We start from the raw sequence: 16,612 nt of genomic DNA, 5'->3' as shown, positions 1-16,612 counted from the left end.
TATGGATGCGACGATACAAAAATTATTGACCAAGATAAGTGAACGCGTAAGAAGTATAGAAGAAAATTACCCTGAGCTACAAAAATATTTGGATGAAACTAGAATAACATTACCACAAAGTAATGATGATTCACAAATAGATAAAAAAGATTTAGAGGATTATTTAAATAGTCTTGACTCAATGGTTGATGAGTACAAAAAAGCCCCATAATTTTGGGGCTTAATTGAAGTTTTGCTAACAGGGTTATTCCTCTTTCTTTTTATTTTTAGCATTTTTCATTGCTTCACCTATTTGATTACTGGCCGTAAAACTGGCAAGCATATCATTTAACATACTATTTGCTGCTTGTGGCGAATTTGGTAATAAAATAAGGTTACTATTGGTATGCTGACCGATAGATTGCAATGTATCATAATGTTGTGTTACCACAATTAACGCAGAGGCTTCTTGCGAGTTAATACCAACTTTGTTTAAAACCATGACAGATTCCTCCAAACCACGGGCAATTTCACGGCGTTGGTCGGCAATACCTTGTCCTTGTAAACGTTTGCTTTCTGCTTCTGCTTTTGCTTTTTCAACGATTAAAATTCTGGCCGCATCCCCTTCATATTGAGCGGCTGTTTTTTCTCTATCGGACGCATTAATACGGTTCATGGCAGATTTTACTTGGGCATCTGGATCTATATCGGTAACTAGGGTTTTAATAATATCAAACCCATAATCTGACATAGCATCATTAAGCTCTGCTTTTACTGCCAAGGCAATATCATCTTTTTTTACAAACACATCATCTAATTTCATTTTGGGTACTTCGGCTCTAACCACATCAAACACATAAGAGGTAATTTGATCGTGTGGGTAGTCTAGCTTATAAAAAGCATCATAAACCTTATCTTTTATCACTCGATATTGTACCGATACTTTTAAACGGACAAACACATCATCCAAGGTTTTGGTTTCAATAATAACGTCTAGCTGTTGAATCTTTAAACTTAGGCGACCAGCAACCCGGTCAACTAAAGGAATTTTCAATTGTAAACCAGAATGGCGGATACTTTGGAATTTACCAAAACGTTCAATAATGGCCGCAGATTGCTGTTTAACAGTAAAAAAGGATGAGATTAAAATAACTAATCCTAAGAAAATGAGTGGGAGATAAATAAAATCAGACATGATAAAGGTTTTAAAAAAAGTTAGAGAATTAATATACAAAAATTATGTTATATTTGAGCATTTAATACAAATGTATGCATTATAAACGCCCTTTGCTATTTGTAGCTCTAACAATATGTTTTGTTACAAAAAGTTTTTCTCAGCGTCCAAGTTATCAAATTACGAATGGTATTGGGATTTTCGCAGGAATTACAAAATTTAACATTACAACCGATAATTTTACAACGGCCCAAGGTGATGGTTTTGGGGGAGGCTTAAGTGCTACGGTTGACATTCCCCATAAATGGTACAATGTGAGTTTTGGCATGCAACTTTCTGAAAACAACATAGGTATTTCCGCAAGGCCAACCATAGTGAGTACCGAAGAAGCATTTGTTGATTACAAAATGTTTGCCGCCCAAGTAGCCATGCTCATGCATATTAAGGTCATTGAAACGTATTTTACCATCGATGTTGGACCTATGATTCAATACAACGGTAAACTTGAAGTTAAGGACAAGGGACAGAAGGATTATTATATAAATAATTATACGAATCTAACAGCAACAGATATTATTAACATTTCCCAATTTAATTTTAATGGTGCCATTGGAGCCTCTGCTGGAATAAAAAACTTTAAGCTGAAAGCGCAGTATATTTATGGTTTTACCAATATTTTAAAGAAACTTGAGAAACAAGACATTGACACTACAGGAGGGGATGATCGATTTAAAGGCAACCAAAATATGTTATTGTTAGGAGCTATGGTTTCGTTTTAGCTAGTGTTCTGTCACTCTGAACTTGTTTCAGGGTCTCATCATACAGTATTCAAGATATTCTCAATACGCTCAACCGTTTCAATTTTACCAATCATAAACATAATTTCAAAAACATCTGGACCTTGTAAAGCACCAACCAAAGCTAGGCGTAATGGCATCATCACTTTTCCAAAACCAATGTTTTTATCAGTAATCCAAGCTTTAATATCTGTTTGAAGGTTTGCCACTGTAAAATCATTGACTGTTTGGATGATAGTAACTAATTCAAGCATTAATTCTGGAGTGTCTTCATTAAATGCTTTTTGCACGGCTTTTTTGTCATACGTTTTTGGTGCTTGAAAAAAGTAAAAACTCAACTCCCATAAATCACTAATAAACGTGGCACGTTCTTTTACAAGGCCCACAACAAGTGCAGCGTAATTAATATCAATATCTGTTAATTGATTGTATTGGGCCACAAAGGCTTCTGCAAGCTCCATATCATTTTGTTCCTGCATATAATGGTGATTAAACCATTTTATTTTTTCTGGATCGAAACGTGCGCCAGATTTATTAACGCGTTCCAAATCAAATGCATTAATTAATTCATCAAGACTAAAAATTTCTTGTTCTGTTCCTGGATTCCAGCCTAAAAAAGCCAAGAAGTTTATCATGGCTTCCGGGAAATAGCCATCTTCTTTATATCCTCTGGATATGTCGTGGGTTAGTGGGTCTTCCCATTGTAAAGGAAACACAGGAAAGCCCATTTTATCACCGTCACGCTTGCTTAATTTTCCAGTACCCGTTGGTTTTAGAATTAAAGGTAAATGCGCAAACTCTGGAGCTTTCCAACCAAATGCTTTGTATAATTGATAATGTAACGCTAATGAAGGCAGCCATTCTTCACCACGAATAACATGGCTAATTTCCATTAAATGGTCATCTACTATATTTGCTAGATGATACGTTGGCATCCCATCACTTTTAAAAAGAACCTTATCATCTAAAATATTAGTGTCAATTTGGATATCACCACGAATGATGTCTTTAAGATGTAATGTCTCATCTTGCGGCGATTTAAACCGAATTACGTATTCGTCACCAGCATCTAATTTGGCCTTTGTTTCTTTAGCGCTTAGCGATAAGGAGTTGCTTAATTTTAATCGGTTATGCCAATTGTAGATAAAGGTTTTCCCTTTTTCTTCATGGTCTTTTCTGTGGAAATCAAGAATTTCTGCCGTATCAAAGGCATAATAAGCATCGCCAGAAACAATCAATTGTTCAGCATATTTTTTATATAAATGTTTACGTTCACTTTGTCTGTAAGGACCAAATTTTTCGTTTTTTCCTGGGCCTTCATTAAATGGGATTCCACACCAATTTAATGAATCAACTATATATTGTTCGGCACCTTCCACATAACGGTTTTGGTCGGTATCTTCAATTCTAAGAATAAAGGTACCTTGATGTTTTTTTGCAAATAAATAATTGAATAGTGCAGTACGCACGCCACCGATATGAAGCGGCCCTGTTGGACTTGGTGCAAAACGAACACGAACGTTTTTGGACATATTTTGTAATTTTGTATGCAAAGATACAATTAACACATTATTATAAACTGTGTACTAAATAAAATTGTAGTTTAGTAAGTTAGAATAAAGCAGAGGATACAGAATGAATCAATTCCAAATTATTCAAGAGAAGCTTGAGGCATTTATTAGGCGCTATTACACTAATGAATTGCTTAAAGGTGCGATTTTGTTTTTTGCCATTGGTTTGTTGTATTTTTTATTCACGCTTTTTGTTGAATATGTTTTGTGGTTAAACACAACGGCGAGAACCATTTTGTTTTGGCTATTTATATTAGTTGAACTTGCTTTGTTGTTTAAATTTATCTTTTTGCCTTTAGCTAAATTGTTTAAGCTTCAAAAAGGGATTGATTATGAAACGGCTTCAAAAATAATTGGTAAGCATTTCCCTGAAGTTAATGATAAGTTGTTGAATGTGCTTCAATTGCAAAAAGAGACTGCACAATCCGAATTATTGTTAGCGAGTATTGAACAAAAATCTTTTGAATTAAGTCCGATTCCATTTAAAACCGCTATTAATTTTAAGAAGAACATTCCGTACTTAAAGTATGCCGCCATTCCAATCTTAATTTTATTGATAACGTTTTTATTTGGTAAGGTTAATTGGTTTAGTGATAGTTTTAACCGTGTGGTGCACTACAAAACAGCGTATGAACCACCAGCGCCATTTCAATTTTTTGTAGTTAACAATGATTTAAACGCTATAGAAAACAATGATTTTACTTTAGTTGTTAAAACTGCGGGAGACGTTATTCCTGAAAGCGCCCAAATTGTTTATAACGATGAAACGTATTTTTTGCAACAAAAGGGCATTGGTGAATTTGAATATGTTTTTACTAAACTTAAAACATCAACAGAATTTCAACTCACAGGAAATGGTGTGACATCGAAACCTTATACCGTTAGTGTTGTAGAAGCACCAACCTTATTGGCTTTTGAAATGGTTCTGGACTATCCTAACTATATTAAAAAGGCCTCAGAAGTTTTAAAAGGTACCGGGAACACAGTAGTTCCTGAAGGCACCAAAGTAACTTGGCAGCTTAAAACTAAATCTACTGACCATGTTTCCTTATTTTCAAAAGACACCATGGCGTTTGAATCGGAAAAGAGCAATGTTTTTAAAGCTTCTAAATCGCTTTATAATAATTTTGAATACACATTAAGCACAAGCAATAAAAATCTTAACAATTACGAAAATTTAGCCTTTAGAATAGACGTGGTTAAAGATGAATATCCAGAATTAAATGTAAAAATTGAAAAAGACACATTGGATATGCAAACGCTTTATTTTTATGGGCAAGTGAGCGACGATTACGGGTTTAGTAAACTTCAGCTTGTTTATTATCCTTCTGATGATGAAACGAACAAACAGTATGAAACGATTTCTTTATCGTCATCAAACATTTCTGAATTCATTACGGCGTTTCCTAATAATTTAAGTATTTCTGAAGGTATTCCGTATGAATTATATTTTCAAGTATTTGATAATGATGCCATTAATAAGTTTAAAAGCGCTAAAAGCACTGTATTTTCATACAGAAAACGCACTAAGGATGAAGAAGACCAAAGGAAACTTAATGAGCAAAGTGAAACTATTAAGGATTTAGATAAATCTTTAAAAAAGTTTGATGAACGAGACAAGGAGTTAGAAGAGCTACAGCAATATCAAAAAGAAAAACAGACTTTAAATTTTAATGATAAAAAGAAATTAGAATCATTTTTGAAGCGCCAAAAGCAGCAAGATGACATGATGAAGAAATTCAATGAAAATTTGAAGAATAATTTAGAAGAGTTTCAGAAAGAGAGTAAAGAAGAAGATACTTTTAAAGAAGACTTAAAAGAACGTTTAAAGGATAATGAAGAACAGCTCAAAAAGGACGAAAAGCTTCTTGAGGAACTGGAAAAACTTCAGGATAAAATTAACAATGAGGAATTAGTAAAAAAGCTTGAAGAATTATCAAAACAGAACAAGAACAAAAAACGTAGTTTAGAACAGCTGCTAGAATTGACAAAAAGATTTTATGTAGAAAAAAAGTTAGATAAGCTAAAAGACGATTTGCTTAAAACCGCTAATGATCAGGAAAAATTGGCTGATGAATCTGAAGAGAATAATACAAAGGAAAATCAAGATAAACTTAATGAGGAGTTTGATGATTTTAAGAAACAGCTTGAAGATTTAAAAAAGGAATCTCTAGGTTTAAAAAAGCCCATCGATATTCCTCAAGACAAACCTCAAGAAGACGCTATTAAAAATGAGCAGCAAAAAGCATCAGAAGACCTGCAAAAGAAAGACAGTGAGAATTTAAAAAACGCTCAACAAAGCCAGAAGAAAGCAGCTCAAAAGATGAAGCAGTTGAGTGAGAAGATGCAATCATCCATGCAAGCGGGAGGAGGGGAACAACTTCAAGAAGATGTTGATATGTTAAGACAAATACTTGACAATTTGGTTTCGTTTTCTTTAGACGAGGAAGATTTGATGGACCAATTTAATTCTATTGATGCTAATCATAATAAATATGCAACTTATTTAAAAAAGCAAAACAGCCTTAGGGAAAATTTCGAGCATATTGATGATAGTTTGTTTGCATTATCCCTTCGTCAACCTAAACTTTCTGAAACTGTTAATAAGGAAATTACAGATGTTTATTTTAATATAGATAAAGCTATAGATCAATTTGCTGAGGGTCGTTTGTTCCAAGGCGTGTCGAACCAACAGTTCACGGTAACGGCTGTTAATAATCTGGCTAACTTTTTAAGTGATGTTTTAGATAGCATGCAAGAGAACATGAGTATGAGTCCAGGTCAAGGCCAAGGCGATATGCAATTACCAGACATTATTATGAGTCAAGAGCAACTTAATAAAATGATGGAGGAAGGCATGAAAGAAGGCGAATCTGGAAAGCCCCAAGAAGGGGAAGGCAAACAAGAAGGAGAAGGTAAAGGCGAAGATGGTGAACAAGGAGAGGATAAGAAATCTGGGAAAGATGACAATAATGCTGGGGGTGAAGGAGAAGGGATGAACAACGATTTAGATGGCAAACTCTACGAGATATACCAACAACAACAGCAATTACGTGAAGCTTTAGAAAAGCAGCTTGAAAAAGAAGGATTAAGTGGTTCTGGACAAAGATTATTGAAGCAAATGGAGGACGTTGAATTAGATTTACTCAACCAAGGTTTTACAAACCAAACACTTCAGAAAATGATGGAATTGCAACATCAATTATTAAAACTCGAAAATGCGACTTTCCAACAAGGGGAAGACAATAAGCGAGAATCTGAAACAAATAAGAATCAGTTCGAGAATAATGCAATCAATCAAATTCCGGCAGCTAAGCAATATTTTAAAACTACAGAAATATTAAATAAGCAAACCTTACCTTTGCAGCAAATTTACAAAACCAAAGTGCAGGAATATTTTAGAAGAGATAATGATTCAATTTAATTATGAAACAGAATTTTCAGTTGAAAATGAAGATCAACTGGCTAGTTGGATTTCCAATGTTATAGTTTCTGAAGGGTTTAAGGAAGACGACATTAATTATATCTTTTGTGATGACGATTATCTTTTTAAGTTGAATGTGGAATTCTTAAACCATGACACTTTAACCGATATTATTAGCTTTGATTACTCTATCGGAAAAATTATACAAGGTGATATTTTCATTTCTATAGAACGTGTTAAAGAGAACGCTAACGATTTCAAAGTCTCATTTCTTGACGAACTTTACAGGGTTATGGTACATGGTATTTTACATTATTGTGGTTATAAAGACAAAACTGAAGAGGACGAAAAATTGATGAGGAGCAAAGAAAACCACTACTTGAAACAGCTGGTTTAATATTCGGCAAATCAGTGTATATTTGCAAACTTTAAAAACCATTTTAATTTACTGTTCCACGTGGAACGTTTTAATTTTAGATTTATGTTTAACGAGATTTATGATGTTATAATTGTTGGAGCCGGTCACGCAGGTAGTGAGGCCGCCGCCGCCGCCGCTAATATGGGCAGTAAAACATTGCTTGTTACTATGAATCTACAAAACATTGCACAAATGTCTTGTAATCCAGCCATGGGTGGTATTGCAAAAGGACAGATAGTTCGAGAAATTGATGCTTTGGGTGGCTATAGTGGTATTGTTTCCGATACGTCGGCCATACAATTTAAAATGCTTAACAAGTCTAAAGGACCAGCTATGTGGAGCCCAAGAGTCCAAAGTGATAGAATGCGTTTTGCTGAGGATTGGCGTTTACTTTTAGAAAGCACGCCTAATTTAGATTTCTATCAAGAAATGGTTTCTGAATTGCTTATTGAGAATGGAAAAGTAGCAGGTGTTAAAACGTCGCTTGGTGTTGAGATAAAAAGTAAAACGGTTGTCCTTACTAATGGTACTTTTTTGAATGGATTAATTCATATCGGCGACAAGAATTTTGGTGGTGGTAGAGCAGGTGAAAAAGCTGCTACAGGTATTACGGAACAATTGGTTACTTTGGGTTTTGATTCTGGTAGAATGAAAACGGGAACACCTCCAAGAGTTGATGGACGATCGTTAGATTATTCTAAAATGATTGAGCAGCCTGGTGATGAACTACCAGAGAAGTTCTCTTATTTGGATATTACAAAACCTCTTCAGAATCAGAAGTCTTGCCACATGACTTATACCAGTGAGTTGGTTCACGATTTACTTCGTGAGGGTTTTGATAGATCGCCCATGTTTAATGGACGGATAAAAAGTTTAGGGCCTAGATACTGTCCATCTATTGAAGATAAGATTAATCGGTTTGCAGATAAAGACAGACATCAATTATTTGTTGAACCAGAAGGGTGGAATACTGTTGAGGTTTACGTGAATGGATTTTCAACATCGCTTCCAGAAGACGTTCAATTTAAGGCTTTGCGTTCTGTAGTTGGTTTTGAAAAAGTAAAGTTTTTTAGGCCAGGTTATGCTATTGAATATGATTATTTTCCACCTACGCAACTAAAGCATACGCTAGAGACTAAGCTTATTGATGGTCTTTATTTCGCAGGTCAGATTAATGGAACAACAGGGTATGAAGAAGCCGCTTCCCAAGGTTTAATGGCCGGTATTAATGCGAGTTTAAAAGTTCAAGAAAAAGAACCCTTTATTTTAAAAAGAGATGAAGCTTATATAGGTGTTTTGATAGATGATTTAATTACAAAAGGAACTGAGGAACCTTACCGAATGTTTACATCTAGGGCAGAGTACAGAACGTTATTGCGTCAAGATAATGCCGATTTGCGATTAACCCCTAAAGGTTTTGAGATAGGTTTAGCTAGTGAAAAGCGTTTACGCAGAATGGAACAAAAGCACAATGAAGCTGAAAAATTTGTTGCTTTTTTTGCTTCGACTAGTATTAAGCCTGAAGAAGCAAATCCTGTTTTAGAGTCTAAAGAATCTTCTTTAATTAAACAATCAGATAAAATGTTTAAGATTTTTTCTAGACCAAATATCACAATTGATGATATGAGAAAGTTTGGTGCGGTTGAAACATATATTCAAGAAAACAATCTTGATAACGAGGTTATCGAACAGGCAGAAATTCAGGTTAAATATTCAGGTTATATTTCTAAGGAAAAGAATAATGCTGACAAACTTAGCAGACTTGAATATGTAAAAATCCCGAAGAATTTTGACTATTCCCAAATTAAATCAATGAGTTTTGAGGCTAGGGAAAAACTTAAAAAAATACAGCCGGTTACGGTGTCGCAAGCTTCAAGAATCAGCGGTGTATCGCCAAATGATATTTCTGTTTTATTGGTTTACATGGGAAGATAATGTTATTGTTCCACGTGGAACGTAAATTTTTGCTAAAGCAAAAAAAGACTTTTTTAAATTTATTTATAAAACATTTTATCTTAATCCAGAAGAATTACTAATAAGTAAACATTCATAAATTCGTGGCAAACGAAAACTCAAATAAGACCTTTTTAAAAGTAAAAGATCATTCTGTATCGCAGGAAGAATTTGATTTAATTCAGAATTCAAAATATGGCTATTTAGAAACGTTTCCTAAACCATCTTCAGATAAATTACCAGATTATTACAAAAGCGATAATTACATTTCGCATACAGATTCAAGACGTAATTTGTTTGAGAAAGCTTATCATTTAGTCAGAACGTTTTCTTTGAATAGAAAATTGAAACTCATTAATTCCTTTTCTTTAAATGGTAAAACGTTATTAGATGTTGGTTGCGGAACTGGCGATTTTTTAGAAGTTGCAAAAAGTAATAACTGGACTGTTTTTGGAATTGAACCCAATGAACAGGCTAGGAGTATTGCCAATAAAAAAACGGAAAATGCCATTTTTGATGTAGATAAACTTTTAGAGTTTAATGCTTCTAGTTTTGATGTGATTACATTGTGGCATGTATTAGAACATTTGCCAAATCTTGAAGAACAAATTAACGTTTTTAAAAAATTGTTAAAGCCTAGGGGATTCTTAATAATCGCTGTTCCAAATTATAATAGTTTTGATGCCATGCATTACCAAGAATTTTGGGCTGCTTATGATGTACCTAGACATCTTTGGCATTTTAACAAACAATCCATCTCCAACCTGTTCAAGGACGTCTCTATGGAAGTTGAAAAAATCAAACCGATGTATTTTGATGCCTTTTATGTAAGTTTATTGTCGGAGAAATATAAATCGGGAAAAATGAATTTTTTTAAAGGATTTTGGATTGGATTGTTCTCAAATTTAAAATCTCTACAAACAAAAGAGGCATCTTCCTTAATTTATATCATTAAAAACACCTGAAATTTATTTTAACAACCTTTAATGCTTTATTGGGACATTAAAAGCAGAATAACCAAGACGGTTTTAGTAAGTGTCTTAAAAGACCTAAAAACCCTGTTTCAATAATAACTAATTATTATTATGATCAATTAAAACGATAATTTTTAGTTATAGTTTAAAATCAGTCTAAAATCTCTTTTTAATTTAGTTTACTTTATTACATTTGTCCGAATTATAATAAACCAATAAAATGAAAAATTTATTTTATATTGTTGTGCTGCTAATGGCATTTACTTCTTGTGAAAAACAAGCTAAAATTGGATTTGTAGATAACGGCACATTGATTAATGATTATCAGAAAAAGATAGACCTTGAAGCTAAATTCCAAATAAAGGAACAAGCTTTTAGAAAAAGATTTGATAGCATTGATAATGCTTTCCAAGTTGAGGCTCAAAAATTTCAAGCTGAGGCTAATAAAATGGCACCAACTACAGCACAAGAAAAATATCAACAGCTTACGCAGCAAAGACAAATGATTGATCAGCAAAAGCAGGGGGAAGCGCAACAATTTCAACAAGAGTTTCAAACAGAAATCGACACTTTAATTGTAGCTGTAAAAAACTTTGTAAAAGATTACGGAAAGAAGAATGGTTACACTTATATTTTAGGGACAAGTGATGCTGCTGCAACTGTGTTATACGGTACAGAGGAAAACGATTTAACAAAAATTATTTTAGAGGATTTAAATGCTGCCGCTAAGAAATAATATTTAAATATAATATTCAAAAAGGCTTAGAAATCACTTCTAAGCCTTTTTTTGTTGCTGTATTTAAACTTTTAAATGTATTTCAATCAGGGTTTTTATGAAGTAAGCGTGTTAACTTTATAGACAAATCGGTCAAAATAATTTTCGAATTTCCGTTACGTTCGATATGGTAAATCGCGTCTTGTAACTCGTCGCTAATTTCTAAAATATTATTGCCGTGAACAAAAGGGGCGAATTTTTCAAGTTTAAAAGTTTCTGTTTTTGGCTCTAAATAAATTAATTCTTGTGCTTTATAATTCAATAATAAAGCTTGTCTAAAAAAATCTAAACAATAGTTTAAAAACTGTTTTTGGGTTTCCCTTCCCGTTTTTGAAATTGTATCGCTCCATGAAATTAAATCGTGTATGGCTTCTTTGTTTCCTTTAGCTTTAAAAGCACTTCGTATCCAGAATATAAACCATTCCTCAAACTGTAAATCTTCAGAATCTTGATAAACCAAATCACACGCCTTATTATAATTACCATTGGATTGATGAGCTATTTTTGTAGCAAGGGAAACATCTACACCATAATTTTTAATTAAAGCGTCTACAATGACATTTTCTGCAAGTGGCGGAAATTGTAATATCTGGCAGCGAGATTTTATGGTATTAATAATTTGTTCTTCGTCTTCAGTAATGAGAATAAAAACCGTTTTACTTGGTGGTTCTTCAATAAGTTTTAAAAGTTTGTTGGCACAAGCCGTATTCATTTTTTCAGCCATCCAAATAATCATCACCTTATAACCACCTTCATAAGCTTTTAGCGATAAGGATTTTACAATATCTTGGGCTTCATCTACACCTATTTGCCCTTGTTTATTATCAACGCCAAGCAAATTATACCAATCAAATAAATTACCATAAGGCTGTTCTTTGACCAATTGGCGCCATTCTTCTAAATAATGACTGGAAACGGGGTGACTTTTAGCTTTATCGCTTGTAGTTACAGGAAAGGCAAAATGCAAATCTGGATGGGATATGTTTTTAAATTTTGCAACACAATCATCTTTACTGTCGTCACTTTTATTGGCACATAAAATAGACTGAGCATAGGCAATAGCCATAGGCAATGTACCACAACCTTCATTTCCTACAAATAATTGAGCGTGAGGTATTCTACCATTGTAAACACTTTGTGTTAAATGGTTTTTTATGTGTTCTTGACCTAAAATATCTTCAAAAAGCATCCGCAAACCTACACAAATTTTTACTATTAAATAGCATCAAATAATGACAGATGACTTCTTTGTAGGTTACCTTTGTCAAATTTAATACAATGAAAAACATCAAAGGAAACATAGTTTTTTTAAAATTCTTTATGGGTTCAATCGTTTTCGTTTAAAAACACATTTTCCAGCTGTTTTTAATTAATTACATTTGTGAATCTAATTAGTTAAATTATATATATGAAAACGCTAAACGATTTTAATTTCAAAAATAAAAAGGCATTAATACGTGTAGATTTTAATGTGCCTTTAAATGAAAAATTTGAAGTGACCGATGCCACTAGAATAGTGTCTGCAAAACCAACCATTATAAAGATTTTAGAGGATGGTGGAAGCTGTATTTTAATGTCCCACTTAGGAAGACCTAAAGGAGTTCAAGACGAATTTTCTTTACAACATATAGTAAAAGAAGTAGAAGATATTTTAGGGGTTGAAGTTAAGTTTATAAGCGAATGTGTAGGCGAGAAAGCGGAAACCGCTGCTACAAACCTGCAACCAGGAGAAGTATTGTTATTAGAAAATTTACGTTTTCATAAAGAAGAAGAAGCTGGAGACAGGGATTTTTCAGAAAAACTAGCAAAACTCGGCGATATTTATGTAAATGATGCTTTTGGTACAGCGCATAGAGCCCATGCATCCACAACAATTATTGCAGATTTTTTTCCAAAAAGTAAATGTTTTGGATATTTATTGGCGCAAGAAATTGAAAGTATAGATAAGGTTATGAAAACAGGAGAAAAGCCTGTTTTAGCTGTACTTGGAGGTGCTAAAGTATCTTCTAAAATCACTATTATAGAAAACATCCTTGATAATGTAGATCACTTGATAATCGGCGGAGGTATGTCTTTCACTTTTGTTAAAGCTCAAGGAGGAAAAATAGGTAATTCCATTTGTGAAGATGATAAGATGGATTTAGCCTTAGATATATTAAAACAAGCTAAAGCTAAAAATGTGCAAGTTCATATTCCTGTGGATGTTATTGCTGCAGATGCTTTTAGTAATGACGCCAATACGCAAATTGTAGACATAAATAAAATTCCAGATGGATGGGAAGGCGTTGATGCCGGTCCGAAATCCATAAAACAATTTCATGATGTTGTTATGCAATGCAAAACAATCTTGTGGAATGGTCCGTTAGGTGTTTTTGAAATGGAAAGTTTTGCAAAAGGAACCATTGCCTTAGGAGACTCTATTGCTGAAGCAACTAAAAAAGGAGCATTTTCATTAGTTGGTGGTGGAGATTCTGTTGCTGCGGTTAAACAATTTGGTTTTGAAGACAAAGTAAGCTATGTAAGTACTGGAGGAGGTGCCATGTTAGAGAGTTTAGAGGGAAAAGTATTACCTGGGATAGCTGCAATCATCGAATAATTTGAATTAAGTTTTTAAATTAACTTAAAAAATACGATTTTAGCCATATATAGCGTTCATTAACAACTGAAACGACATAATATGGCTAAGATCTTATCAACATTTTTTTTCTTCACGTTTTTGGTTTGTAGTTCGCAAATCGAAAAGACCGTTCCTATCATCGAACAAAATCCCAATACGTTAGTTGATAGTACCACGCTAATTTTGAATGACATTAAAACAGTTCAAGATACTACCATATTTAAAGCTGTTTTTGATAATGAGCATGCTGCATCATTAGATAAAAAATGGCTGGAAGATTTGTATAGTAATACACTTTTTGATAGTATTTACGAATCTGTGACAGAGCTTAATTTTGAAAATGTAGATTATCCAGAACTTCCAACAGACACTTTAAAAGCGAGATTAAAAGAGCTTGATGCCAGAACTCCTTTTAATGTAGAATACAATCCGGCTTTAGAAAGCGTTATTAAATCATATTTAAAAAACAGAAGGGAATCTTTACAGAAGCTAATAACCTTGAGTGCTTATTATTTCCCAATGTTTGAGCGGGAATTGGATAATTATAATATTCCTTTGGAAATTAAATATTTGGCAGTCGTAGAATCGGCTTTAAAACCAAGAGCAAAATCAAGAGTAGGAGCCACTGGTTTATGGCAGTTTATGTATAGTACAGGGATATTATATGGGCTAGATGTAAGCAGTTACGTTGATGAACGTAGTGACCCTATAAAATCAACAGAGGCAGCAGCAAAATATTTGGAAAAATTATATGAAATATTTGGTGATTGGGATTTGGCTTTAGCCGCCTATAATTCAGGACCAGGTAATGTAACAAAAGCTATTCGTCGTTCTGGGGGATATCAAAATTACTGGAACATAAGGCACAATTTACCTCGTGAAACCGCAGGTTACCTACCCGCATTTTTAGCCAATATGTATATTTTTGAATATGCTGAACAACATGGTTTTAAAAAATTGAAACCAGAATTTGCCTATATAGAAACAGATACCATTAGAGTAAAACAAATGATTACTCTTGATCAAGTTTCTGAAGTGACCGATGTAGATATAGAAGAACTTCAGTTTTTAAATCCATCTTACAAATTGGATATTATTCCTCATGTTAAGGGAAAAGATTATACGTTACGTTTACCTATGTCTGTGCTTGGCAATTTTGTAAGTAATGAGGATACTATTTATGCCTACGCTAAAGCAGAATTCGATAAAAGGGAAAAACCATTGCCTCAATTTTCTGAAACAAAAGACAAAACGATTTATGTGGTTAGGTCTGGAGATTATTTAGGGAGGTTATCTAGAAAATTTGGTGTAAGAGTCAGTCAAATTATGCAATGGAATGGTCTGAGAAGTAATGACATACGTGTTGGGCAGCGGTTAACCATTTATCCAAGTAATTATGTGGCTGCTACAAGTACTGCAAAAACCGTATCAACACCTGCAAAGACTTCTTTAACAAGTAACATTTCTGGAGATATTATAACCTATACAGTTAAAAGTGGCGACTCCCTTTGGAGTATTTCACAAAAATTTCCAGGAGTTTCTGTTCAAAATATTAAAGATTGGAACGATATTAGTGGTAGTAAATTAAAACCGGGAATGAAACTTAAAATATCTAAAGGATAATTCCTTCTAACCTAATATTTATTATGCAAAAAGTTCTTTTAGTTACAGGTATATTGTTACTTGTTTTGTCGTGCAAAGATGGGAAGTCCTCCAATGAAAAAGTTTATTTAGATTCTACAGGAAAGATAAACGACGTGTCGGTTGTTATGGATAACGATTTGTGGAGTGGTACTATTGGAGAAGCTCTTAGAAACATGCTGGCATCACCTGTTTATGGCCTACCACAAGATGAACCAATGTTTAATATCAACCAAATACCTTCTCAAGTTTTTTCTGGGTTTGTTACAAAAAATAGGACCGTTCTTATAATTAAAATTGATAAAGAAGCATCCATTTCTTTTGATAATGATGTATATGCAAAGCCTCAGCGAGTTATTACTATTTCAGGAAAAAATAATCAAGATATTATAAATCAAATTAATGAAAATGCACCTAAAATAATAAGCACGTTTAAAAATATAGAGATATTCCATAAACAGCAACAGATTAGAAAAGTATTATTCAATACGAAGTCTATTCAAGAGAAGTTAAAATTAAATTTAGATTTTACTACGGCTTACAGGATTGCAAAAAATGAAGATAAATTCTTTTGGATTAGAAGAGATATCAATACAGGGTTTTTAAACATCCTGCTTTATGAATTGCCGTATGATGCGATAAAACGAAATGACAGCATTATAAATCAAATAATCACCATTAGGGATTCTATTGGTAAAAAGTATATAGAGGGGCCTGTAGAAGGGTCTTATATGACTACTGAAAATGCCTACACACCGTTTAATACAGAAACTATTTTAGATAATAAACCAACTTTAGAGACCAAATCCATGTGGGATGTACATAACGCTGTTATGGCAGGCCCTTTTATAAACTATGCTATTGAAGATAAAATAAATAATAGGTGGGTCATTGCAGAAGGTTTTGCTTATGCGCCTTCAGTTGAAAAGCGAGATTTAATATTTGAATTAGAGGCCATAATAAGGTCAATTAAAATTCAATGATATATTTAAATTATATAATGATAAGACAAAAAGCCCAACACAATATTTATGTTGGGCTTTTTGTATAAAAATAATTAAATGTTATTTTTTCTTATCGTCACTTTTATCATCATCGCCTTTACTGGCATCTTTAAATTCTTTAATGCCACTTCCAAGACCTCTCATCAATTCAGGAATTTTTTTCCCCCCGAATAACAACAAAATAACTACCACTATTAAAATAATTTGTGGAGCGCCAATAACCAATGGTAACATATATAAGTTCATAATGAATATATTTAAAGAACAAAGTTAATAATTTAACTT

The 16,612-nt window shown here is 33.3% G+C and carries 14 protein-coding genes; 10 read left to right on the top strand and 4 right to left on the bottom strand.

What is annotated here, in order from left to right; genetic code table 11:
- Nucleotide 1 precedes the first annotated feature (1 nt).
- Entirely contained in the window at nt 2-211 is a 210-nt protein-coding gene (locus CSW08_RS06860) for a hypothetical protein (RefSeq protein WP_106659168.1), read from the top strand.
- Nucleotides 212-244: 33 nt separating this feature from the next.
- Here CSW08_RS06860 and CSW08_RS06855 read toward each other — a convergent pair whose 3' ends face one another.
- Nucleotides 245-1,174, bottom strand: coding sequence for an SPFH domain-containing protein (locus CSW08_RS06855; protein WP_106659167.1), 930 nt, complete (start codon nt 1,172-1,174; stop codon nt 245-247).
- 74 nt (nt 1,175-1,248) lie between these two features.
- Here CSW08_RS06855 and CSW08_RS06850 point away from each other — a divergent pair, with 74 nt between their 5' ends.
- Nucleotides 1,249-1,932 carry a hypothetical protein gene (locus CSW08_RS06850; RefSeq protein ID WP_106659166.1) on the top strand — a complete coding sequence of 228 codons (684 nt, stop codon included), beginning with the start codon at nt 1,249-1,251 and terminating at the stop codon, nt 1,930-1,932.
- A gap of 38 nt (nt 1,933-1,970) precedes the next feature.
- Here the strand turns inward: CSW08_RS06850 and gltX are convergent, their stop codons facing one another.
- Nucleotides 1,971-3,482, bottom strand: coding sequence for a glutamate--tRNA ligase (gene gltX / locus CSW08_RS06845; RefSeq protein WP_106659165.1), 1,512 nt, complete (start codon nt 3,480-3,482; stop codon nt 1,971-1,973).
- 103 nt (nt 3,483-3,585) lie between these two features.
- Between gltX and CSW08_RS06840 the strand changes: the two genes are divergently transcribed.
- From CSW08_RS06840 to CSW08_RS06820, 5 genes are all read left to right on the top strand, one after another.
- The gene (locus CSW08_RS06840; RefSeq protein WP_106659164.1) at nt 3,586-6,945 is read left to right on the top strand and encodes a DUF4175 family protein; all 3,360 of its coding nucleotides are present in this window, start codon (nt 3,586-3,588) and stop codon (nt 6,943-6,945) included.
- The gene (ybeY, locus tag CSW08_RS06835; RefSeq protein ID WP_106659163.1) at nt 6,932-7,342 is read left to right on the top strand and encodes an rRNA maturation RNase YbeY; all 411 of its coding nucleotides are present in this window, start codon (nt 6,932-6,934) and stop codon (nt 7,340-7,342) included. The genes CSW08_RS06840 and ybeY overlap by 14 nt, the downstream gene beginning before the upstream one ends.
- A gap of 84 nt (nt 7,343-7,426) precedes the next feature.
- Nucleotides 7,427-9,298 carry a tRNA uridine-5-carboxymethylaminomethyl(34) synthesis enzyme MnmG gene (mnmG, locus tag CSW08_RS06830; protein ID WP_106659162.1) on the top strand — a complete coding sequence of 624 codons (1,872 nt, stop codon included), beginning with the start codon at nt 7,427-7,429 and terminating at the stop codon, nt 9,296-9,298.
- 122 nt (nt 9,299-9,420) lie between these two features.
- A complete protein-coding gene (locus CSW08_RS06825) occupies nt 9,421-10,281 on the top strand; it encodes a class I SAM-dependent methyltransferase (RefSeq protein ID WP_106659161.1) in 861 nt (286 codons plus the stop codon).
- A 229-nt stretch (nt 10,282-10,510) separates the two neighbouring features.
- Nucleotides 10,511-11,026, top strand: coding sequence for an OmpH family outer membrane protein (locus tag CSW08_RS06820; RefSeq protein WP_106659160.1), 516 nt, complete (start codon nt 10,511-10,513; stop codon nt 11,024-11,026).
- Nucleotides 11,027-11,108: 82 nt separating this feature from the next.
- On the opposite strand, the gene CSW08_RS06815 is transcribed toward CSW08_RS06820, so the two are convergent.
- Nucleotides 11,109-12,254 carry a DNA polymerase III subunit gene (locus CSW08_RS06815; RefSeq protein WP_106659159.1) on the bottom strand — a complete coding sequence of 382 codons (1,146 nt, stop codon included), beginning with the start codon at nt 12,252-12,254 and terminating at the stop codon, nt 11,109-11,111.
- A 219-nt stretch (nt 12,255-12,473) separates the two neighbouring features.
- Between CSW08_RS06815 and CSW08_RS06810 the strand changes: the two genes are divergently transcribed.
- The 3 genes from CSW08_RS06810 (at nt 12,474) to CSW08_RS06800 (ending at nt 16,306) form a co-directional block, all read left to right on the top strand.
- Complete coding sequence (locus CSW08_RS06810; protein ID WP_106659158.1) at nt 12,474-13,661, top strand: phosphoglycerate kinase; 1,188 nt, start codon at nt 12,474-12,476, stop codon at nt 13,659-13,661.
- A gap of 81 nt (nt 13,662-13,742) precedes the next feature.
- Entirely contained in the window at nt 13,743-15,305 is a 1,563-nt protein-coding gene (locus CSW08_RS06805) for a lytic transglycosylase domain-containing protein (protein ID WP_106659157.1), read from the top strand.
- Between the two features lie 23 nt (nt 15,306-15,328).
- The gene (locus CSW08_RS06800; RefSeq protein ID WP_106659156.1) at nt 15,329-16,306 is read left to right on the top strand and encodes a DUF4837 family protein; all 978 of its coding nucleotides are present in this window, start codon (nt 15,329-15,331) and stop codon (nt 16,304-16,306) included.
- Nucleotides 16,307-16,387: 81 nt separating this feature from the next.
- Here CSW08_RS06800 and tatA read toward each other — a convergent pair whose 3' ends face one another.
- The gene (gene tatA, locus CSW08_RS06795; RefSeq protein ID WP_106659155.1) at nt 16,388-16,573 is read right to left on the bottom strand and encodes a twin-arginine translocase TatA/TatE family subunit; all 186 of its coding nucleotides are present in this window, start codon (nt 16,571-16,573) and stop codon (nt 16,388-16,390) included.
- Between the last annotated feature and the right edge of the window lie 39 nt (nt 16,574-16,612).

Source organism: Confluentibacter flavum, assembly GCF_002843175.1.
GTDB classification, from domain to species: Bacteria; Bacteroidota; Bacteroidia; order Flavobacteriales; family Flavobacteriaceae; genus Confluentibacter; species Confluentibacter flavum.
The sequence above is the reverse complement of the archived record's forward strand: the minus strand, read 5'-3'. Positions and strand labels throughout refer to the sequence as shown.